Annotated in this window: 13 protein-coding genes, 1 tRNA gene and 4 pseudogenes; 7 read left to right on the plus strand and 11 right to left on the minus strand. The window is 62.5% G+C overall.

The features are described from left to right. Position 1: 1 nt before the first annotated feature. From bhcB to ACZ1HK_RS21050, 9 genes and pseudogenes are all read right to left on the minus strand, one after another. The gene (gene bhcB / locus ACZ1HK_RS21010; RefSeq protein ID WP_472630905.1) at positions 2-952 is read right to left on the minus strand and encodes a beta-hydroxyaspartate dehydratase BhcB; all 951 of its coding nucleotides are present in this window, start codon (positions 950-952) and stop codon (positions 2-4) included. 13 nt (positions 953-965) lie between these two features. Next, positions 966-2,155 (minus strand): annotated as a pseudogene (gene bhcA / locus ACZ1HK_RS21015) (L-aspartate--glyoxylate aminotransferase BhcA). 220 nt (positions 2,156-2,375) lie between these two features. After that, entirely contained in the window at positions 2,376-3,212 is an 837-nt protein-coding gene (locus ACZ1HK_RS21020) for a bifunctional allantoicase/(S)-ureidoglycine aminohydrolase (protein ID WP_472630335.1), read from the minus strand. A 186-nt stretch (positions 3,213-3,398) separates the two neighbouring features. Further along, positions 3,399-3,472, minus strand: a tRNA-Glu gene (locus ACZ1HK_RS21025). A gap of 78 nt (positions 3,473-3,550) precedes the next feature. Next, positions 3,551-5,288: pseudogene (recJ, locus tag ACZ1HK_RS21030) on the minus strand (single-stranded-DNA-specific exonuclease RecJ). Continuing rightward, positions 5,285-5,842, minus strand: a complete 558-nt coding sequence (locus tag ACZ1HK_RS21035; RefSeq protein WP_472630336.1) for a cysteine hydrolase family protein — start codon at positions 5,840-5,842, stop codon at positions 5,285-5,287. Before ACZ1HK_RS21035 ends, recJ begins: the two are co-directional and overlap by 4 nt. An 11-nt stretch (positions 5,843-5,853) precedes the next feature. After that, entirely contained in the window at positions 5,854-6,780 is a 927-nt protein-coding gene (gene glpX / locus ACZ1HK_RS21040; RefSeq protein WP_472630906.1) for a class II fructose-bisphosphatase, read from the minus strand. A gap of 211 nt (positions 6,781-6,991) precedes the next feature. Then, positions 6,992-8,359 (minus strand): alkaline phosphatase D family protein, encoded by a 1,368-nt coding sequence (locus ACZ1HK_RS21045; protein WP_472630907.1) that lies wholly within the window; start codon positions 8,357-8,359, stop codon positions 6,992-6,994. Between the two features lie 63 nt (positions 8,360-8,422). Beyond that, positions 8,423-9,708, minus strand: a pseudogene (locus tag ACZ1HK_RS21050) (homoserine dehydrogenase). A gap of 402 nt (positions 9,709-10,110) precedes the next feature. Here ACZ1HK_RS21050 and ACZ1HK_RS21055 point away from each other — a divergent pair. Continuing rightward, a complete protein-coding gene (locus ACZ1HK_RS21055) occupies positions 10,111-10,701 on the plus strand; it encodes a TetR/AcrR family transcriptional regulator (RefSeq protein ID WP_472630337.1) in 591 nt (196 codons plus the stop codon). Here ACZ1HK_RS21055 and ACZ1HK_RS21060 read toward each other — a convergent pair whose 3' ends face one another. Further along, the gene (locus tag ACZ1HK_RS21060) at positions 10,702-11,745 is read right to left on the minus strand and encodes a fatty acid desaturase (protein WP_472630338.1); all 1,044 of its coding nucleotides are present in this window, start codon (positions 11,743-11,745) and stop codon (positions 10,702-10,704) included. Positions 11,746-11,994: 249 nt separating this feature from the next. On the opposite strand from ACZ1HK_RS21060, the gene ACZ1HK_RS21065 reads away from it, so the two are divergent. The 3 genes from ACZ1HK_RS21065 to ACZ1HK_RS21075 all read left to right on the plus strand — a co-directional run bounded on the left by ACZ1HK_RS21065 (position 11,995) and on the right by ACZ1HK_RS21075 (position 13,669). Next, positions 11,995-12,594 carry a TetR/AcrR family transcriptional regulator gene (locus ACZ1HK_RS21065; protein WP_472630339.1) on the plus strand — a complete coding sequence of 200 codons (600 nt, stop codon included), beginning with the start codon at positions 11,995-11,997 and terminating at the stop codon, positions 12,592-12,594. 82 nt (positions 12,595-12,676) lie between these two features. Continuing rightward, on the plus strand, positions 12,677-13,363 hold the full coding sequence (locus ACZ1HK_RS21070; protein WP_472630340.1) for a PspA/IM30 family protein: 687 nt from the start codon (positions 12,677-12,679) through the stop codon (positions 13,361-13,363). Positions 13,364-13,393: 30 nt separating this feature from the next. Continuing rightward, entirely contained in the window at positions 13,394-13,669 is a 276-nt protein-coding gene (locus ACZ1HK_RS21075; RefSeq protein WP_472630341.1) for a YiaA/YiaB family inner membrane protein, read from the plus strand. Positions 13,670-13,782: 113 nt separating this feature from the next. Here ACZ1HK_RS21075 and glyA read toward each other — a convergent pair whose 3' ends face one another. Continuing rightward, on the minus strand, positions 13,783-15,078 hold the full coding sequence (glyA, locus tag ACZ1HK_RS21080) for a serine hydroxymethyltransferase (protein WP_472630342.1): 1,296 nt from the start codon (positions 15,076-15,078) through the stop codon (positions 13,783-13,785). 219 nt (positions 15,079-15,297) lie between these two features. On the opposite strand from glyA, the pseudogene ACZ1HK_RS21085 reads away from it, so the two are divergent. The 3 genes and pseudogenes from ACZ1HK_RS21085 to ACZ1HK_RS21095 all read left to right on the plus strand — a co-directional run bounded on the left by ACZ1HK_RS21085 (position 15,298) and on the right by ACZ1HK_RS21095 (position 20,036). After that, a pseudogene (locus tag ACZ1HK_RS21085) lies at positions 15,298-16,064 on the plus strand (NAD kinase). An 85-nt stretch (positions 16,065-16,149) separates the two neighbouring features. Continuing rightward, positions 16,150-18,426: an NADP-dependent malic enzyme gene (locus ACZ1HK_RS21090; protein WP_472630343.1), complete on the plus strand. Its 2,277-nt coding sequence runs from the start codon at positions 16,150-16,152 to the stop codon at positions 18,424-18,426. An 80-nt stretch (positions 18,427-18,506) separates the two neighbouring features. Further along, complete coding sequence (locus ACZ1HK_RS21095) at positions 18,507-20,036, plus strand: ATP-binding protein (protein ID WP_472630344.1); 1,530 nt, start codon at positions 18,507-18,509, stop codon at positions 20,034-20,036. Positions 20,037-20,049: the final 13 nt, after the last annotated feature.

Consider the following 20,049-nt stretch of genomic DNA (forward strand, 5'->3'; position numbering starts at 1 on the left):
TTCAGAGTGTCCATGGCAGTTTGTCCAGGTCGACATTTCCGCCCGTAATGATCACGCCCACGCGCTTACCCGCGAAGCGTTCCTTGTTTTTGAGGATGGTCGCCAACGGCACTGCCGAGGACGGCTCCATCACAATGCGCAGATGTTTCCACGTCAGCTTCATCGCATCGATGATCTCTTCCTCGCTTGCGGTCAGAATGTCGGTGACGTGGTTCGACACGAAATGCCATGTCCGCTCTTTCAACGGGACCAACAGGCCGTCGGCTATGGTCTTGGGCGCATCATCTGCAATGATGTAGCCCGCCTTGAAGCTGCGCATCGCGTCATCGGCCTGTTCCGGCTCGGCCGCGATGATCTGCACTTCAGGGGCCAGCGTCGAAAGCGTCAGGCAGGTGCCCGACACCATGCCACCGCCGCCAATGGGGGCCATGGCGATATCGACTCCGTCGGTTTGCTCCATCATCTCACGCGCACAGGTGCCTTGCCCTGCGATCACGCGTGGGTCGTTATAGGGATGGACGAAATCGCCACCGGTCTTGGCCTGAACCTCGGCAAAGGTCGCCTCGCGCGAGGTGGTCGAGGGTTCACATTCCGTGATGTTGCCGCCGTAGCGCCGAACCGTGTCTTTCTTCGCCTGCGGGGCCGTTGACGGCATCACCACGTTGCACGGAATACCGCGCAGCATGGCCGCATAGCTGAGGCAGGAGGCATGGTTGCCCGAGGAATGCGTCGCGACACCCTTCTTGGCCTGCTCCTCATCCAAGCCGAAAACCGCGTTGGTGGCACCGCGCACCTTGAAGGCACCCGGTTCCTGGAAATTCTCGCACTTGAAGAACAGCTCTGCGCCCGTCAGTTCGTTCAGATAGGCCGAGGTGCGGATCGGTGTGCGGCGGATATGCGGCTTGATGCGGTCATGGGCCTCAAGCATGTCTTGATAGGTGGGGATATACATTTGTCCGTCCATATCAGGCTGCCTCTAGTGCGGAAGTTGCGGGATGCGAGCGGTAGAAATCCTGTGCCGCTGCAACGCCGGAGCCGAGTTGGATATTGAGCCCGAGATCGGCCATGACCATCTCGGCCGTGGCGATGCCCGACAGCGTCATGACGTCGGTCAGGCTGCCCAAATGGCCGATGCGGAAGACCTTTCCAGCGACTTCCCCAAGCCTACGCCGAAAGCGACGCCGTACTGACTGGCCGCATGGGTCACGATGTCGGTGGCATTGAAGCCTTCGGGCGTGCGGATTGCGCTGACGGTGTCAGAGTAGACGTCAGGGGAGGCCGCGCAAAGCTCAAGCCCCCACGCACCAACGGCCAGACGCACGCCTTCGGCAATACGGTTGTGGCGGGCAAATACGTTTTCCAGCCCCTCATCCAACAGCATGTCCGTGGCCAGTTTCAGGCCATTCATCAAACCCACCGGTGGCGTGTAGGGAAAGGCGTTCGCCGCGTAGCCAGCGTCCATATCCTTGATGTCAAAGAAGGTGCGCGGCAGCTTGGCGGTGTTCGCGGCCTCAATCGCCTTGTCAGAGAAGCCCAGGATCGCGAGCCCTGCGGGCAGCATGAACCCCTTTTGCGAGCCCGTGACGGCGACGTCCACGCCCCAGTCGTCAAACCGAAAGTCCATCGACCCGATGGAACTGACGCCATCCACGAACAACAGTGCGGGGTGGCCCGCCGCATCGAGTGCACGGCGGACGGCGGCGATGTCGGATTTCACGCCCGTGGCCGTCTCGTTGTGCGTCGCCAGAACCACCTTGATCTCGTGGGCTGTGTCCGCCGTCAGGATCTCTTCATACCGGTCGGCAGGCAGGCCCTCGCCCCAGGGCGTTTCGACAATCTCGACATCCAGGTTGTGGCGTTGGCACATGTCGATCCAGCGATGCGAGAACATCCCGTTGCGCGCCGCCAGTATCTTGTCGCCGGGCGAAAGTGTGTTGGTCAGCGCCGTTTCCCAGCCACCGGTGCCGGTCGAGGGATAGATGTAGATGTGCGCGCTGTCGGATTTGAGGATCTTGCGCACGTTCTCAAGGCACGGGTTCAGGATACCGCCAAAAAGCGGCGAGCGATGGTCAATCGTCGCCATGTCACACGCTTTGCGAATTTCTTCGGGCATGTTGGTCGGACCGGGGATGAAAACCGGATTCTGAAAGCTCATTGCCGTCTCCTTGTCTCAGGTTGCCGGCACCATATTCCGACGCGAGACAGAGTGATATATTTGCAAAAAGGGAGGGCTGCGGCGGCTAGCGGTCAAAAAGCGCTTATAAATTAGGCTGTTATATTTTTCGCACCGTGAAATCAGTTTCCATAAATTCTGGGCGCGAATCCCTTCGGATTGAATTCAACCGCCAACACGGTGCGTTTCAATCTCGCGGAATTCAAAATCCGGACGCTGCAGGCCGCAGCGTCATGTGCCGGTTTACGTCCTTGTAAAGCAGATAGCGGAACTGCCCCGGCCCGCCAGCATAACAGGCCTGCGGGCAGAAGGCGCGCAGCCACATGTAATCACCGGCCTCAACCTCAACCCAATCCTGGTTCAACCGATAGACGGCCTTTCCTTCCAGCACATAAAGCCCGTGTTCCATCACATGTGTTTCGGCAAAGGGGATAACGGCACCCGGCTCGAACGTCACAATGGTCACATGCATGTCGTGGCGCAGATCCTTGGGGTCCACGAACCGCGTGGTTGCCCATTTGCCATCCGTTTCTGGCATGGGGGTCGGTGCCACGTCCTCCTCATGCAGGATGATCGGGTCAGGAAGCGGCAGACCGTCGACCGGCTCATAAGCCTTGCGGATCCAGTGAAACCGCACCGGTGCGTTGCCGTTATTGGCAAAGGACCAGTTGGTTGCAGGTGGCAGGTAGACGTAGTGACCGGGTCGCAAATCCGTCGCCGCGCCGTCGATGGTGATCGTGCTAGTGCCGTCGACCACGAACAACGTGCCTTCGGCGGACGCATCCGTTTCCGGGCGGTCCGAGCCGCCACCGGGCGAGACCTCCATGATGTATTGCGAAAACGTTTCGGCAAATCCGCTCAGAGGGCGCGACAGGACCCAGAGCCGCGTCTCTGACCAAAACGGCAGAAAGCTGGTCACGATATCCCGCATGGTTCCGCGCGGGATCACGGCATAGGCCTCTGTGAACACCGCCCGGTCGGTCAGCAACTGCTCTTGCGGAGGGTGCCCGCCCGTCGGGGCGAAATAGCGTGCGGTCATGACGGCTCCGAGGAATGGGTTTGCTGCGATACTAAGTCAAACGCCGCGCCCTGGACCATGGCGGATTGGCGACAAGGACCTTTTGGATTTTGAAAACAATGGGCTGGATTGGGAAATGCCGAAAGACAATGCACACGAACAGTCCGGCGCGGACCATCAAGGAACCAGTGATGTGCGAAGGAGAAGTGGCAGCCCGTAGGGGATCGAACCCCTCTTTCCAGGTTGAAAACCTGGCGTCCTAACCGATAGACGAACGGGCCACGCTTGGCAGTGAAGTGGCTTCTAGAAAAAGCCAAGCGCAGGTTCAAGCGGATTCTTTGCGCGATTGGCGCGAAAATTCATTCCGCCCAGGCGGCATCTTCCAGCCGCAGCTGCACACTCGTGCGACCTTGCCAATGGTTCAGTTCAACCCGGCCCGCGACATGCGCGGGTCGGCCATTATGGGCCTGCAATTCATCGAGGCCCGAGGTCACGGCATCAAAGCAAATTGCGTCGATTGTCTTTGGGCCGCCATCGCCAAGCGTCAGTTTCAAATGGGTCTCGCCCACGGGGCGCGCGTGCCGGATACGAAGGGCAGGCAGGGCAAAGCGTGGCGCGGGTGCACCTGCCCCAAAGGGGCCAGCCGTCTCGATCTGTTCAATCAGCTCGGGCGTTGCGGCCGACGGCATCAGCGTCGCATCGAGCCGCAGGTCGGCCGGGCCGCCTTGGCCCGCCCCTGCTTCGCGAGAAGCTCGGACAATCGCGCCATTGCGGGTTCCAACTGCGCGCGCGACAGGGACAGGCCCGCTGCCATCTTGTGACCGCCGCCCTTTTCGATCAGGCCTTCCGCCGCAAGTCTCTGGATCGACGCGCCAAGATCGACCCCGGCCACCGACCGGCCCGAGCCTTTGCCGGCATCGCCATCGAATCCGATCACGACGGCAGGGCGGCGCGTGCGATCCTTCAGGCGCGAGGCGACAATGCCCACCACACCGGGATGCCAGCCATCCTCCGCCGCCCAGATCAGCGGTGCATCCAGGCCGCGACCCTCGGCCTGGGCAAGGGCGGCCTCGCGCACCCGCATCTCAATCTCACGGCGATCGGTGTTGAGCGTGTCGAGCCGCGCGGCGATTTCCTCTGCCTCGCCCATATTGTCCGTCGACAACAAGCGCGCCCCAAGATCGGCCGCGCCGATCCGCCCGCCTGCATTCACACGGGGCCCAAGCACAAAGCCAAGGTGGTAGGAAGTTGGCGAACGGTCGAGCCGCCCCACATCAGACAATGCAACGAGCCCCGGCCGGGTGCGGCGGGCCATGACCTTCAGGCCCTGACGCACCAGCGCACGGTTCACGCCAATCAGGGGGCTACGTCCGCAACGGTTGCCAGCGCCACAAGGTCAAGCATCGCCATCAGGTCTGGGCCTTTGACGCCGTCCGCGCGCAGACGGCGATTGGCTTCCACCAGCACCATGAACACGACGCCCGCGGCACAAAGGTGACCCAAGTCGCCGCTTTCGTCCTGCCGGTTCGGGTTCACGACCGCGACGCATTCGGGCAGCTCGGCACTGGCCAGGTGATGGTCCAGCACGATCACATCCGCGTCTTTCGCAGCCGCAATCGGCCCGTGGGAGAGTGTTCCGCAATCCACACAGATGATCAGATCATGGTCGCGGGCCAGCGCCGCCATCGCCTCATCATTCGGGCCATAGCCCTCATCAATGCGGTCGGGCACATAAAGCGTGGCGCTGCGGTTCAGACCGCGCAACCACCAGATCAACAGCGCGGCGGAGGAGCCTCCATCCACATCGTAATCCGCGAAAATCGCAATGCGCTCGCCCGCGCGCGCCGCGGCCACGATCCGCTTGGCGGCGGGTTCCATATCGCGCAGGACCATCGGATCGGGCAGCAGATCGCGTAGAGCAGGCGCAAGGAAGCCGGGCGCCTCCTCTGGGCTGACACCACGTTGTGCAAGGATCGCGGCAACGGCGGGGGGCAGATCAGCCCGCTGCACCAGCGCCTCGGCATGGCGCGCAAGATCATCAGACGGGCCAACCCAGCGCCGTCCGGTCAGCGAGGTTTCGACGCCCAGATAACTCATGGCCCCTCGGCCAGGATCGCGTCGGTGGTCATCGCAGTGCAAAACTCGCCGTGCAGATGGCTGATTGCCGTGTCGTGGATGGTTTGCGGGTCCAATTCGGCCAGCTCAGGCGCCCATGCGGTCGACGCATTGGACGCAAACGCTGCGCAAGCATCATGGGCTAGGCGGACGTTGAAGCCCAGATTGGCCGCCATCCGCGTGGTGGTTGAGACGCAATGGGGTGTCGTCAGGCCGCAAATCACCAGATCACCGACGCTCGAATGGGTCAGGTGGTCTTCCAGTTCCGTGCCGATGAAGGCGGAATTGACGTGCTTCTCAAAGATCGGCTCGGCGTCCAGCGGCGTGACCTCGGATTTGAAGATCGTGCCTTCCGAGACCAGCGGGCTGGCGAACTCGGTGCTGATATGGCGCACATGGCAGACAGGGGCTGCCCATTTGCGCCACTCGGCCAGCAGACGTCCCGCGTTGGCTTCGGCCTGCGGATTATTCCGTGCGCCCCAGCAGGGGTCGTTGAACCCCATTTGGATGTCGATCAGGATGAGAGCAGAGGCCATGGCGTCTGTCGTCAATGCCGGGGGTTGCGGTAGCTCATCCGCCGGACGGAGCCGGTCTTTGAGCGCATCAGGATCGTCTCGGTCGTCAGGTGGGTGGGCTCGCGCACGATGCCCGGCAGGATTGAGCCGTCGGTCACACCGGTGGCGGCAAAGATCACGTCTGCTGTGACCATGTCGTCGCGGCTGTAGATGCGGTCGAGGTCGGTGATGCCAGCCTTTGCGGCGCGCCCCTTTTCGTCATCGTTGCGGAAGGTCAGACGGCCCCACATCTGCCCGCCCATGCATTTGAGCGCGGCGGCGGCCAGCACGCCCTCGGGCGCGCCGCCAAGACCCATATACATGTCGATGCCGGTCTTGTCGGCTTCGGCGCAGTGGATGATCCCCGCTACGTCGCCGTCGGTGATGAGCCGGATTGCCGCGCCGGTGTCGCGCAGTTCCTGGATCATCGCCTCGTGGCGCGGGCGGTCGAGGACGCAGACGGTGATGTCTTTCGTTGTGCATTGCTTGGCGGCGGCCAGCAGGCGGACGCGTTCGCCGGGGGTTTGGTCGAGGCTGACGATGTTCTCGGGAAATCCTGGGCCAATCGCCAGCTTTTCCATGTAGACATCAGGCGCGTGCAGCATCGATCCGCGCGGACCCATCGCGATGACGGTCAGAGCGTTGGGCATGTCTTTGGCCGTCAGCGTGGTGCCTTCCAGCGGATCAAGCGCGATGTCGACCTCGGGGCCGGTGCCGGAGCCGACTTCCTCACCAATATAGAGCATCGGCGCTTCGTCGCGTTCGCCTTCGCCGATCACTACCACGCCTTTGATGTCGAGCTTGTTGAGCTGTTCGCGCATGGCGTTGACGGCGGCCTGGTCGGCGGCTTTCTCATCCCCGCGTCCGATCCACTCGGCGCTGGCAATCGCGGCGTGTTCGGAGACGCGGGCAAGACCCAGCGAAAGCGTGCGGTCGTTGAAGTCTTTTTGGCCATGGAAGTCCCTGCGCGATGAGTGCCTGAATTGCCAGTGCCTTAACTTGGCAGGGCGGGGGCGACAAGGCTGGGGGCGCTAACGGGGACAGGGCGGTATCACGTTGATCATTCATGGATGAATGGAAACCCGTCGGTTAACGGCCGCTGCTATTCACACATGAATAGGGTGCGCCCCCTCAGATCGCCAATGCGGGCGAGGGACCGTACGTCTCGAAATGCCAAACAGCCTGCCAATCATCGCCGTTTCGTTCCAGCACCAGTGCATTGCGGTCGGCCACATAGCGCAAGCCCTGGCCCGGAATGCGGCGGATGCGGATGGGGTGGCCCGGCAGCGGGCTTTCGCCAAGGCGCGACAAGGCGCCAAGAAATCGCGCCCATCCCTTGGGCGGCGGGCGATGGGTGATGCCGGAGGCGACAAGTTGGTGCAGGGGCTGGCCGTTGCGGGCGGCCATCTCGGCCCGCGTCGCAAGATGGATTTCGCCTGACAGGATGGTGACGTCCTGGCCGTCCGTTTCTTGCATCTGCATCATCAGCGTCAGCATCCGCCGCCACGAGTCCCGATGTGCGCGGGATTGCCATTGGTCGCGCAGATCATCCTCGTATTTTTGCATTTTCGGCACAGCCACCATCAGTGCCTCAAGGATCGAAAGACGCGGCCCAAGCAGCGGGACCGAGGACATGACCAGCGTGCGGCCCTGGAAATCGGCAGCCGCCTGTGCCTCGACCGCGTGCCAGCCACCCTCATCCATCACTTGCCGCCGCGTGCGTTCACCGCGCAGATCCGGGCCAAGCAGGCGCAGGCCCGGCGCCTCAACCTGCCAGCCCAGGTGATAGCTGTCGGGGTCGGTGAAACGCGCGGGCAAATCGCCTGCAACCGTGCCGTGCTGGAACGCGAGCGTGGCTTCCTTGGCGACCTCGAACAGGCACTGGCCTACGGGCGAATAGGTACGGGACCGCGGCAGAGACCCCCAGCCATCGCAGATGTCGTGATCGTCCCATTGCGCCAGCGCAGGCACGCGGGCGACGAGCCAGGCATAGCTTGGATGCTGAAGCTGGACGATGTAGCGCGCGGCAAAGCCTTCGCGCAGATGGGCGCGCAGGTCGTCGATGTCATGGGGCAGGGGATCGCGCGGGATCTTGTCAGGCCATTCCTCGGAGAGCGGGTGGCCGTGCGTCGCCTCATCGGCATAGACCTGATCGCCGCCGTGCAGCAGCAGGGCGAAGGGGGCGCGGCGATGCTCTTCGGCGAGGTGCGCCCACATCACGTTCCGCTCATCCTCATCGCGGTCCATGTCGCCATGTTCCTCGCCATTGCAGGAGGCATAGGCGAGGCGCAAATCGCCGGTCAGGTCGGAAGCGAGGTCGTAGGTTTCGCCGTCCCAGCTGTAGGAGGAGGGGGCATCGACCGGCACCGCGAAGCGCGCCCGAAACAACTGCGCGGCGGCGTAGCCGAGAAGGGGCTGGCACGGGATGTCCCGATCGCCAACCCGGAGCGGAGGGACGGTTTGGCCATGCGGCGCCACGAAGATCGCGGCCAGATGCATCTGGCCGTCTGCGATGTCATCCAGGATCAGAAGGGGGCCAAGGATCCGGTCAATTGGCAAAGCTCAGACATCCTCGATCCTTAGCGCCACCGGATCGGCGACCACGACACCGGTTGAGGGTAGGGCGCTGAGCGCGGCGTCAAGGTCGGGGCGGGCGGCTTTGTGCGTGATGATCAGCACCGGCGCATTGCCGCCGTCATGGTCATACTGGCGCATCCGGTCGATGGAGATGCCGTTTTCGCCGAGCGCCGTGGCGACCTTGGCCAGCGCACCGGGTTTGTCGGCCAGATCCATGCGTAGATAGAAGCAGGCGGGGCTTTCGGCGTTGGCGGGCGTTGCCTCAACCAGGCTGTCGGCGGGCTGGCCGAAGACGGGCAGGCGCAGGCCGCGCGCGATGTCGCAGATGTCGCCCATGACGGCGGAGGCGGTGGGGCCTTCGCCCGCGCCGGGGCCGCGCAGGACGATCTGTTCCACCGCGTCGCCTTCGATCACGACCATGTTGGTGCCGCCGACGAGCTGGCCAAGGGCGAGGTTGCGGGCACGAGGCAGGGGGTCATGCGCTGTTCAAGGCCGCGCCCTGTCATCTGCGCCACGCCGAGCAGTTTGATCTTGTAGCCCAGATCGCCTGCGCGACGGATATCGTCGATGGAGACGTTTCCGATCCCTTCCAAGCGCATATCGTCAAAGGCCACCTTGGTGCCAAAGGCGATGGCGGCGAGGATCGAGAGTTTGTGGCCCGCATCGATGCCGCCCACATCAAGGTTCGGGTCAGCTTCCAGATAGCCGAGGCCATCGGCCTCATCGAAAGCCTCTTGGTAGGACAGGCCCGCTTCGTCCATGCGGGTCAGGATGTAGTTGCAGGTGCCGTTCATCACGCCCATGACGCGGTCGATGCGGTTGCCGGCCAGCCCTTCGGTGAGCGATTTGATGACGGGGATGCCGCCGGCCACAGCAGCTTCATACCGCAGGGCCGCGCCCATGCTTTCGGCCAGTTCTGCCAGTGCCTGACCGTGGTGGGCAAGCATGGCCTTGTTTGCGGTGACGACATCCTTGCCCGCCTTGAGTGCGGCTTCGGTTGCGTCCTTGGCAGGGCCTTCATCGCCGCCCATCAGTTCCACGAACAGGTCAACATCGTCGCGTTTGGCGAGGTCGACGGGGTCATCTTCCCAGGCATAGTCGGTGAGGTTTACACCGCGATCCTTGTCTTTGGAGCGCGCAGAGACGGCGGAGATCGTGATTTCACGCCCCGTGCGCGAAGACAGCAGGCGCGCCTGTCGCTGCACGATCTTCACAACGCCAACACCAACGGTGCCAAGCCCGGCGATGCCAAGGCGAATGGGGTCAGTCATTGCGGAAACTCCGGGGCCGAATTGAATTGTTGGGATCGTTTAGCGGCTCAGGTGCGGGGCTGCAACGCAGGCGCGTTACAGAGGCATATTGCGCAGCCAATTGGCACGGCGGCGGAGGTCGGCCACGCGGGCCTCCAGGCTGAGGCCTTCGGTGGCCGCCACGCGGGGGCTTCCGCATCGGCGCTGGCCAGAAGAGGCTCCAACGGGACAAGTTGCGGGAAGTCTGATGCCTGCGACTCTGCCGTCAGGCGGTGGTCCAGATCGGGCATGCCGGGCCCGCAGGCGGCAGGGATCAGGCAGAGGAGGAGGGCGGCAGCACGCATGGGCGCGACGGTAGCGCGGGCTCAAGGGGCAAGTCCAGATGCCTTGAATTGAACATGCGTTCATATAGGGTCGAGGGCCATGGCACGCACTCAAGGCTCCCATGCTGGTACGACCGGCCCAAAGGTCCGCGACGCGGCGTTGCGCCTGTTTGCGCGGCATGGTTTTGCGGCGGTGTCGATGCGCCAGATCGCGCGGGAGGTGGGCGTTCAGGCGGGGGCGCTGTACCTCTACACGCCCGACAAGCAGACACTGCTGTTCGAGCTGATGCGGGACCATCTGGAGGATTTGCTGGCGGGATGGTCCGCGCCGGAGGGCGGGGCGGCGGTGCAACTCGAACACTTTGCGCGCCACCACATCGCCTATCACCTCGACCGGCCCGATCTGGTGTTCATCGCCTATATGGAGCTGCGCAATCTGAGCCCCGAGAACTTCGCCGTGATCGAGGGATTGCGGCGGGATTATGAGGATCGGTTGGAGGCCATTTTGCGGGCGGGCGTGGCGGAAGGCGTGTTTGATGTGCCCGACACGAAGCTGGCGACGATGGCCGTCATCTCGATGCTGACGGGCGTCACAACATGGTTCCGCGACGGCGGGCGGCTGTCGCGTGGGGATGTTGAAAGCATCTATTGGGACATGGTGCGCAAGGCGGTGATGTCCGGCGGGGCGTGATTACTCCGCCGGGACAACGGGCTGTGTGGCCGTCTCTTTCGGGAAGGGCACCAGACGTTCCTGATCCTCATCCCAGACTTTGAGCGTGAAGGAGCGGAACGCCTCCAGCCAACCGATGGTTTGCACATCGTATTTCTCGCGCAGGGCGAGATGGCACACACGCAAGCGGTAGGAGGGGATGTTGGCGTTGAAATGGTGGATGTCGTGGTAGGTGATGTTCGCCACGGCGAAATCAAACAGCCAGCCGAGGTTGAGCGCAGAGGAGCCCTGCAGCGCGGCGCGGGCCGGGTTGAGGTCGGGCTTCCGATCCCACCACGTATCTTCAAAATTGTGCTGCAAGTAGACGAGGAACACGCCAATGCAGCCCGCCGTGAAGACGGTGCCCGCGTAGATGATCAGGCCGGGCGTGCCCGCCAATGCCCAGATCAGGGCGACCCAGGCGATCAGGCCCGCGTTATGTGCCAGTACCTGCAAGGGCGCGATGCGGGCGGCGTTCTTGGGCCAGCGATAGGCCAGCACATAGGTAAACAGCCCGCCAACAGGGATCATCAACAGCGGGTTGCGATAGAGGCGGTATTGCAGGCGTTTCCAGAACCCGGCCTCGGTCCACTCACGCAGCGTCATCGTGAAAATCTCGGTCGTGTCCCGCTCATCGAGATTGCCGAGATGACTGTGATGCTCGTTGTGATTGAACTGCATGACGCTGAACGGTGTCAGCGTGAAGATGCTGCTGGCATGGCCTGCGAGCGTGTTCAGCCGTTTCGTTGAGAAGAATGAGTTGTGGCCCAGATCGTGCTGGATCACGTAAAGCCGCACGCCAGCAAAGGCGTTGATGATGATCAGCGGCACGACAAGCCACCAGACCGGCCAGGCCTGTACGGCCAGCCAGAGCGTCAGCACATAAGCCGCAAACGTACCAAAATAGCTGAGCGAGGCGAGTCGATTGTCCCGCTTCGTCCAGTCACGCGTAAAGCGCCGAATCTCTCGCTCGGCCTCTTTGCGGTAGTTCGGTGTGATCTCGGGAAGGGACGAAGGTGCGTGCATTGGTCCGGTCCAGGTCTTGAAAAGGTGTTCTTTCTCAGTCGGTTGCTCGATCGGTATCGTTCGTCTGGTCGTTTCAAATTTCTTATTGAGCGGATTTAGTATGCTTTTTCGGTTTCGCAATCTGACATTACGCGCTTTTTTCGACAATAAGCTTCATGCGCAATCAATCAAACCGGTGGAAAACCGCAGCCTTTCCCCACTTCACAGCCCATGTTATGCGAGCTGAACGGCGTTCAAAAGGGGTTTTCGATGGCTGGCAAAGTAGAGGCGCGAAAAGCCGCCTTGCGGGAAAAACTGATCGACCTTGCCGAAGCCCAGATCGAGGCGGAGGGCCTTATCTCCCTGCGCGCACGTGATCTGGCCAAAGAGGCAGGATGCGCGGTGGGGGCCATCTACAGCCATTTCGATGACCTGCACGCCCTGACCTTGGAGGTAAACGGGCGAACCTTTATCCGCTTGGGCGCAGTAGTCGGCGCGGCGGTTGAAGAGGCGGAGGGCAAAGCCCCGAATGAACGCCTGATCGCCATGTCGCACGCCTATCTGGGTTTTGCTGCGGAGCATCCCAAGCTGTGGCGCGCGTTGTTTGATGTACAGATGAGCAGCGATGGACCCGTGCCGGAATGGTATAGTGCTGCGATGTTGCGGCTGTTTCGCTTCATCTCGGAGCCGTTGGCCGAAATTTTCCCAGATTTTGATGCGCGCGAACTGGACCTGATGACGCGTACCTTGTTCTCAAGCGTGCATGGCATCACGCTTTTGGGCCTTGAAAACCGCATTTCCGGCGTGCCGGGGGAGCAGTTGCGCACCATGATCCGCTTGCTTCTGGAGCAGGTCGGACAAAAAAACTGAACATCGTTCAAAAACTTCTTGAACATCGTTCACGAATCTCCTACATCCAATTTGTGAACGTTGTTCAATTTTGGAGAAGACGATGTTGAGAACTTTGACCACGCTGTTTGACGGGGCCAATGCCCGCGCTGAAGAGCGTCTGCGCGATCACTTCTGCATTGAATTGATTGATCAAAAAATCCGCGAGGCCGAGGCGAGCCTGAAGGCCGCCAAGTTTTCGCTGGCCTCGCTTATTCAACGCGAGCGGGCTGAAAGCCGTCAGGTGACGGCGCTTGAAAACCGGATCACCGACCTGACGGGGCGGGCGACCCAGGCGCTGAATGACGGGCGCGAAGACCTTGCGACCGAGGCGGCTGGCGCGATTGCGCAGCTGGAAAACGAGCTGACCCTGCGTCGTGAAACGGTGCGCCGGCTGGAGACACGCATCTTGCAACTGCGCCAATCGGTTGAGGCCGCCAATCGCCGAATTATTGATTTGAAACAAGGCGCTATCGCAGCCCGTGCGGCCAAGAAAGAGGCCGATATTCAGAAGCGTCTGGGCCGACATGTGGCGCAGGACACCGCTTTTGAAGAGGCCGAGGCGATGATCCAGCGGGTGTTGAACCGCGATGATCCGTTCGAGCAGAGCCAGATCCTGAAAGAGATCGATGCGGGCCTTGATCGGACCGATATGGCCGACCGGCTTGGCGAAGCGGGCTACGGCGATCCCACCAAATCCACTGCGGCCGACGTGTTGAGCCGTCTGCGCGCACAATCTGACAGCAAATAATCAAACGACCTGAACGAGGAGACTGAACCCATGTTTGAGAAGCATCATAACACCCTGATCCTGAACGTGAATTTCCTGGGCGTTGCCCTGTCCTACACCCTGCTTGGCCTGTCCTTGTGGTTCTCCACCGACGTGCCGCTGGCGACTAAAGGTTACTGGGCGATGGGCATCTTCCTTTTGACGCTGAGCCTGATCAACGTGGTCAAGTACCGCTTTGACATGCGCCTGGATGAGGACCGGATCAAACGCATCGAGGATGCGCGGAACGAGAAGATGCTGGAAGAGGCGATCAAAGAGGCCGCCTGACGGTCGAGCAGGGGAACTCCGCTCATCTGGACGCAGATGCGTTCACTTGAGCGGGGTTTTCACAAAAAAAGCGTCCAGTTGGACGCTTTTTTCATGTGTGCGGGTGGGTCGGTTCAGAGGTCCGGATAGATCGGGAACTTGTCGCAGAGCGCTTTGACCTCGGCGCGGACCTTGGCTTCGACCGCGCCGTTTCCGTCTTCACCATTTGCGGCGAGACCATCCACGACTTCGACGATCCAATCGGCGATCTGGCGGAACTCAGCCTCAGAAAAGCCGCGGGTTGTGCCAGCGGGGGAGCCGAGGCGGATGCCCGACGTGATCATCGGCTTTTCCGTGTCGAACGGAATGCCGTTCTTGTTGCAGGTGATGTGCGCGCGACCCAGCGCCTTTTCGGTCGCGTTGCCCTTCACGCCTTTGGGGCGCAAGTCGACCAGCATCAGGTGCGTGTCGGTGCCGCCAGTGACGATGTCGAGGCCACCTTTCATCAACTGATCGGCCAGCGCCTGCGCGTTGGCGATCACTTGCGTCTGGTAGTCCTTGAAGCCGGGGCGGAGCGCCTCACCAAAGGCCACGGCCTTGCCGGCGATCACATGCATCAGGGGGCCGCCCTGAATGCCGGGGAAGATGGCGGAATTGCACTTCTTCGCGATCGCCTCGTCATCCGTCAGGATCATGCCGCCGCGTGGGCCGCGCAGGGTTTTGTGGGTGGTGGTCGTCGCGACATGGGCATGCGGGAAGGGCGAGGGGTAGTGGCCCGACGCCACGAGGCCCGCGAAGTGGGCCATGTCGACGAGGAGGTAGGCGCCGACCGAATCCGCGATCTCACGCATCTTGGCGAAATCGATGATGCGGGGAATGGCGGAGCCGCCTGCGATGATCATCTTGGGTTGGTGTTCGGTGGCGAGTTCCGCGACTTGATCATAGTCGAGCTCGAGGTCCTGCTGGCGGACGCCGTATTGGACGGCGTTGAACCACTTGCCCGACTGGTTCGGCTTGGCGCCGTGGGTGAGGTGGCCGCCTGCGTCGAGGCTCATGCCGAGGATGGTATCGCCGGGCTGGAGCAGCGCCTGGAAGACGCCCTGGTTGGCTTGGGAGCCGGAATTGGGCTGCACGTTGGCGAAACCGACGTTGAAGAGTTGCTTGGCGCGGTCAATGGCGAGGTCTTCAGCGATGTCGACGTATTGGCAGCCGCCATAGTAACGACGGCCCGGATAACCTTCGGCGTATTTGTTGGTCATCACGCCGCCTTGCGCTTCCATCACGGCGGCGGAGACGATGTTCTCGGACGCGATCAATTCGATCTCATCGCGCTGGCGGCCAAGCTCGGACCGCGTGGCGGCAAAGATCTCAGGGTCGCGGGTTGCGAGGCTTTCGGTGAAGAAACCATCGTCTTTGTGCGGGGCGTTCATGGGCGGCTCCTCCTGCCATGATGATCGGGTCGCTGAGGGGCGATGTAGGGCAATTGCGCGTTCGGGGGAAGGGCTTAAAGCGGCGCTGGGGCCTTGTTTTGCGGCACCTTTTGGCATGCAAAGGAATACAATCCGGGCATCGCGCCGCCGATCGGAACTTGTGTTTCCGATAGGTGCGCGCGATGGTCGCGGGGCAGGGACGGAAGAAGGACCAAGGCCATGCCCGCCGCGCGCAACATCGCCTTTCTGGCCTCGGACACGGACCTCGCACAGGAGGCGAAGCTGGCGCTTGAGGCGCGCTACGGCGCCCATGCCCCGGACGAGGCGGATGTAATCGTGGCGCTGGGGGGCGATGGCTTCATGCTGTCGACGCTGCACGGCACGCAGGCCTTGCCCGCGCCGGTCTACGGCATGAACCGGGGCACGGTCGGCTTTTTGATGAACGAATATTCTGCAGATGGGCTGATTGACCGGCTGGAAGGCGCGGAAGAGGCGGTGATCAACCCGCTGAAGATGCGCGCGGAATGCGTGGATGGCAGCGTGGTGGAGGCGCTTGCGATCAACGAGGTCAGCCTGCTGCGCGCGGGACCACAGGCCGCGAAGCTGCGTATTTTCGTGGATGGGCGGCTGCGGATGGATGAATTGGTGTGTGATGGCGCGCTGGTAAGCACACCTGCCGGGTCTACGGCCTACAATTACTCGGCCCATGGGCCGATCTTGCCCATTGGGGCGGATGTTCTGGCGATGACGGCGGTGGCGGCGTTTCGGCCCCGGCGATGGCGGGGGCGTTGCTGCCGAAAAAGGCCGTGGTGCGGATCGAGGTGGTGGAGGCCGCCAAGCGCCCTGTGATGGCGGATGCGGACAGCCGATCGGTGAAGGCGGTGGCCGCGGTCGAGATCCAGTCCGAGCCCGAAATCGAGCATCGGATCCTGTTCGATCCGGGCCATGGATTGGAAGAGCGGCTGCTGCGCGAGCAATTCCAGTAGCGGCGCAGCTTGTCGCAGGGTCAACCTGCGCTGTGGCTGTTAGGGGAATGTTTAACGTTAAACGATCTGCTGGGAGGGCGGGGCAATGAGCGACGACAAACAAGACGGATTGCGCGACGCGGCCCTGCATTACCATGAGTATCCCCGGCCCGGAAAACTGGAAATCCGCGCCACGAAACCTTTGGCGAATGGCCGCGATCTGGCGCGGGCCTACAGCCCCGGCGTGGCCGAGGCGAGCCTTGCCATCAAGGAAGATCCGGGCGATGCGGCGCGTTACACGGCGCGGGGGAATTTGGTGGCCGTCGTCTCGAACGGGTCGGCCGTGTTGGGGTTGGGAAATATCGGGGCGTTGGCGTCGAAGCCTGTGATGGAAGGCAAGGCGGTTCTGTTCAAGAAGTTCGCCAATATCGATTGCTTCGATATCGAGGTGAACGAGCCCGACCCCGAAAAGCTGGCCGATATTGTTTGCGCGCTGGAGCCCACGTTCGGGGCGATCAACCTGGAAGACATCAAGGCGCCGGATTGTTTTATCGTTGAACAAATCTGTCGGGAGCGGATGGGGATCCCCGTCTTTCACGATGATCAGCACGGCACGGCGATTGTTGTGGGGGCCGCTGCGACCAATGCGTTGCACGTGGCGGGCAAGCGGTTCGAGGACATCAAGGTCGTCTCGACAGGTGGCGGGGCGGCGGGGATCGCGTGCCTGAACATGCTGCTGAAGCTGGGCGTGCGGCGCGAGAATGTCTGGCTGTGCGATATTGACGGGCTGGTCTACGAGGGGCGCGGAAACTCTACCCCGCAGAAGGATGCCTATGCACAGGGGTCTGAGGCGAAGGGCCTGGACTATGTGATCGAAGGGGCCGATCTGTTTCTGGGGCTTTCGGGACCGGGGGTTCTGACGCCCCAGATGGTGGAAAAGATGGCGGCGCGGCCGATCATCTTTGCACTGGCCAATCCGACGCCGGAAATCCTGCCAGACGACGCGCGTGCGGTGGCTCCGGACGCGATCATTGCCACGGGCCGCAGCGATTTTCCCAATCAGGTCAACAACGTGCTGTGTTTTCCGTTCATCTTCCGCGGCGCGTTGGATGTGGGCGCGACCGAGATCAATGATGCGATGCAACTGGCCTGCATCGACGGCATCGCGGCCTTGGCGCGGGCCACGACCAGCGCGGAGGCAGCGGCGGCCTACAAGGGTGAGCAGCTGACCTTCGGGGCCGATTACCTGATCCCGAAGCCGTTCGACCCGCGCCTGATGGCTGTGGTGGCGGGCGCCGTGGCGGAGGCCGCGATGACCTCCGGCGTGGCGACGCGGCCGTTGGAAGATTTGGACGCCTACCGCGCGAAGCTGAACGAAAGCGTGTTCAAATCGGCGCTGATCATGCGCCCGGTCTTTGAGGCGGCCGCGACGGCCAAGCGCAAGATCGTCTTTGCCGAGGGCGAGGATGAGCGGGTTCTGCGCGCGGCGCAGGCGATGGTGCAGGAGACGACGGACGCACCGATCCTGATCGGACGCCCCGAGGTAATCGAGGCGCGGATCGAACGGGCGGGCCTTGTGATCCGGCCGGGGCAGGATTTCGAGTTGGTGAACCCCGAAAACGACCCGCGCTACCGGGATTATTGGGAGACCTATCACGGGCTGATGGCGCGCAAGGGTGTCTCGCCCGATCTGGCGCGTGCGATCATGCGGACCAACACGACTGCGATTGGGGCCGTGATGGTGCAGCGGGACGAGGCCGACAGCCTGATCTGCGGGACCTTTGGGCAGTATCTGTGGCACTTGAACTATGTCTGCCAAGTACTTGGAACAAAAGAGTATCACCCGGTTGCGGCCCTGAGCCTCGTTATTCTGGAAGATGGCCCGTTGTTCATCGCGGACAGTCAGGTGCACCCGACGCCCACGCCTGAGCAGATCGCCGAAACGGTGGTGGGCTGCGCGCGCCATATCCGCCGCTTTGGGGTGGAGCCGAAGATCGCGCTGTGCTCTGGCAGCCAGTTCGGCAACCTCGACAGTGACAGCGGGCAGCGGATGCGGGCGGCGCTGGCGCTCCTCGACAGTGAGACGCGGGACTTCATCTATGAGGGCGAGATGCACGTGGATAGTGCGCTTGATCCGGAATTGCGGGCACGGGTCTTTCCGAATTGCCGACTGGAAGGGAGCGCGAACGCGTTGGTCTTTGCCTCCACCGATGCGGCGGGGGCCACGCGCAACATCCTGAAGGCGAAGGCCAACGGGTTGGAGGTTGGTCCAATCCTGATGGGAATGGGCAACCGCGCGCATATCGTGACGCCGTCGATCACGGCGCGGGGCTTGCTGAACATCTCGGCTTTGGCGGGCACACCTGTCAGTCTGTATGGCTGAGCGGACTCAGGTTCGCTGAAAACCGCGACGGGGCCGCTTTTTCCTTAGCTGGCGTGTTGGGATAGGCCATAGTGGGCGGCATGGAACGACCACGCCAACGCCCGGACGGCCTGTTTGTGGGTGAACAGGCGGCGGATCATGCCGCCTCGCCCCGCAAGATCAGGCACCTGTCCCACGATATCCGCGCCGCCATGTCGGACGTGATCGGTGGTCTGCGTCTTGTGGATCTGGGGCGTGTGGATCCGCAAACGCAAACCCAGCTGCAGCGTGTGCAGGCCGCGGCGGACACCTTGGCCGCGCTTGTGGACGAGGCCTTGTTTGCCGCCGCGGGCGAAAGCCCGATGGCGCGTGATGTTGGGCCGGTTGAGGTCGAGGCCTGGCTCGCGAGCCTCGTGCACCGTTGGCGCGGGCAGGCCGCGGAGCAGGGACGGGCGCTGCATCTGCTGTGCAACGGAACGCTACCCGAGCGGTTGGATGTCCAGCCGGTGGCTTTGACGCGCTTGGTTGGAAATCTGGTGAGCAATGCGCTGCGCCATGTGCCGGACGGAGATGTTGAGGTGCAGGTGACGGCGGGAGCCGATCACGGGCTTTCGATCAGCGTGCAAGATGAGGGGCCGGGCTTGCCGGTGGACGTGATCGAGGGGCGCGGTGTTGCGGAAGGGAATACGCAAACCGGGTCAGGTCTTGGGTTGAAGATCGCACGGGACTTGAGCCGTTCGATTGGCGGCACGTTGCGCCTTGAGAACACCGCAAAAGGCGCGCGCGTCACCCTGTCTTTCGGCCCGGAGGCTGTGTTGCAGGTGGTCTCTGCCCCCCGCGAGCGTCCGATGCCGGATCTGAGTGCCCTGGATATTCTGGTGGCCGAAGACAACCTGACCAACCAGACCATCTTGCGCCATATGCTGGATGCGATGGGCGCGCGGACGCACTTTGTGGCCGATGGGCGCTCGGCCCTGACGGCGTTGCAACAGACGCCGTTCGACATCGCCTTGCTGGATATCGAGATGCCCGAATTGTCGGGGCTTGAGGTGATGGAAGCGGTGCGTGCCATGGCCGGACCCACAGCCGCCATGCCGTTGGTCGCGATCACCGCATATGTGCTGCGCGACAATCGCGAGGCCATCTATGCCGCAGGCGCGGACGGGATTATCGGCAAACCTGTCGCCTCGGCCGAAGATCTGGGCCATGCCATTTTGCGCCATGTCGGCAATGCAGATCTGGAGATGCTTCCCGATGTGCCAGAGCCGCACGGCGGAACGTTGCTCGACAATGACAGGATGGACCGGCTGCTGGATGCCGCCGGACCGAGCGAGAGCGCGGAATTGCTAGCCAGGTTGGAAGAGGATCTGAACGTCACGCTTGCGACGATGGTTGAGGCCTTCGCAGAAAAGAATGCGAACGAATTGCGGGCGCAAACCCACATTTTGATCGCAATCTCTGGGGCTGTTGGGGCGGACCGGCTGTGCCACAACTCCGAGGCGCTGAACATCGCGGCGAAGCGAAAGTCCTTTGACCGGTTCGAGGCCCTGTTCCAACCGATCCGGACGGACCTGACGCATCTGATCGATGAGGTGGCGCGCCTTCGCGCGGGCGCCCCGGCGCAGCCTTGATGGCTTGCGCTTT

It is taken from the genome of Gymnodinialimonas sp. JB5-7, from assembly GCF_055693405.1.

Coding starts and splice junctions, on each gene's coding strand:
- ACZ1HK_RS21065 (WP_472630339.1), top strand. CDS start 11,995: ATGGCTGGCAAAGTAGAGGCGCGAAAAGCCGCCTTGCGGGAAAAACTG.
- ACZ1HK_RS21045 (WP_472630907.1), bottom strand. CDS start 8,359: ATGCATCTGGCCGCGATCTTCGTGGCGCCGCATGGCCAAACCGTCCCT.
- ACZ1HK_RS21020 (WP_472630335.1), bottom strand. CDS start 3,212: ATGACCGCACGCTATTTCGCCCCGACGGGCGGGCACCCTCCGCAAGAG.
- ACZ1HK_RS21035 (WP_472630336.1), bottom strand. CDS start 5,842: ATGGCCTCTGCTCTCATCCTGATCGACATCCAAATGGGGTTCAACGAC.
- glyA (WP_472630342.1), bottom strand. CDS start 15,078: ATGAACGCCCCGCACAAAGACGATGGTTTCTTCACCGAAAGCCTCGCA.
- ACZ1HK_RS21055 (WP_472630337.1), top strand. CDS start 10,111: ATGGCACGCACTCAAGGCTCCCATGCTGGTACGACCGGCCCAAAGGTC.
- ACZ1HK_RS21075 (WP_472630341.1), top strand. CDS start 13,394: ATGTTTGAGAAGCATCATAACACCCTGATCCTGAACGTGAATTTCCTG.
- ACZ1HK_RS21070 (WP_472630340.1), top strand. CDS start 12,677: ATGTTGAGAACTTTGACCACGCTGTTTGACGGGGCCAATGCCCGCGCT.
- ACZ1HK_RS21060 (WP_472630338.1), bottom strand. CDS start 11,745: ATGCACGCACCTTCGTCCCTTCCCGAGATCACACCGAACTACCGCAAA.
- bhcB (WP_472630905.1), bottom strand. CDS start 952: ATGTATATCCCCACCTATCAAGACATGCTTGAGGCCCATGACCGCATC.
- ACZ1HK_RS21095 (WP_472630344.1), top strand. CDS start 18,507: ATGGAACGACCACGCCAACGCCCGGACGGCCTGTTTGTGGGTGAACAG.
- ACZ1HK_RS21090 (WP_472630343.1), top strand. CDS start 16,150: ATGAGCGACGACAAACAAGACGGATTGCGCGACGCGGCCCTGCATTAC.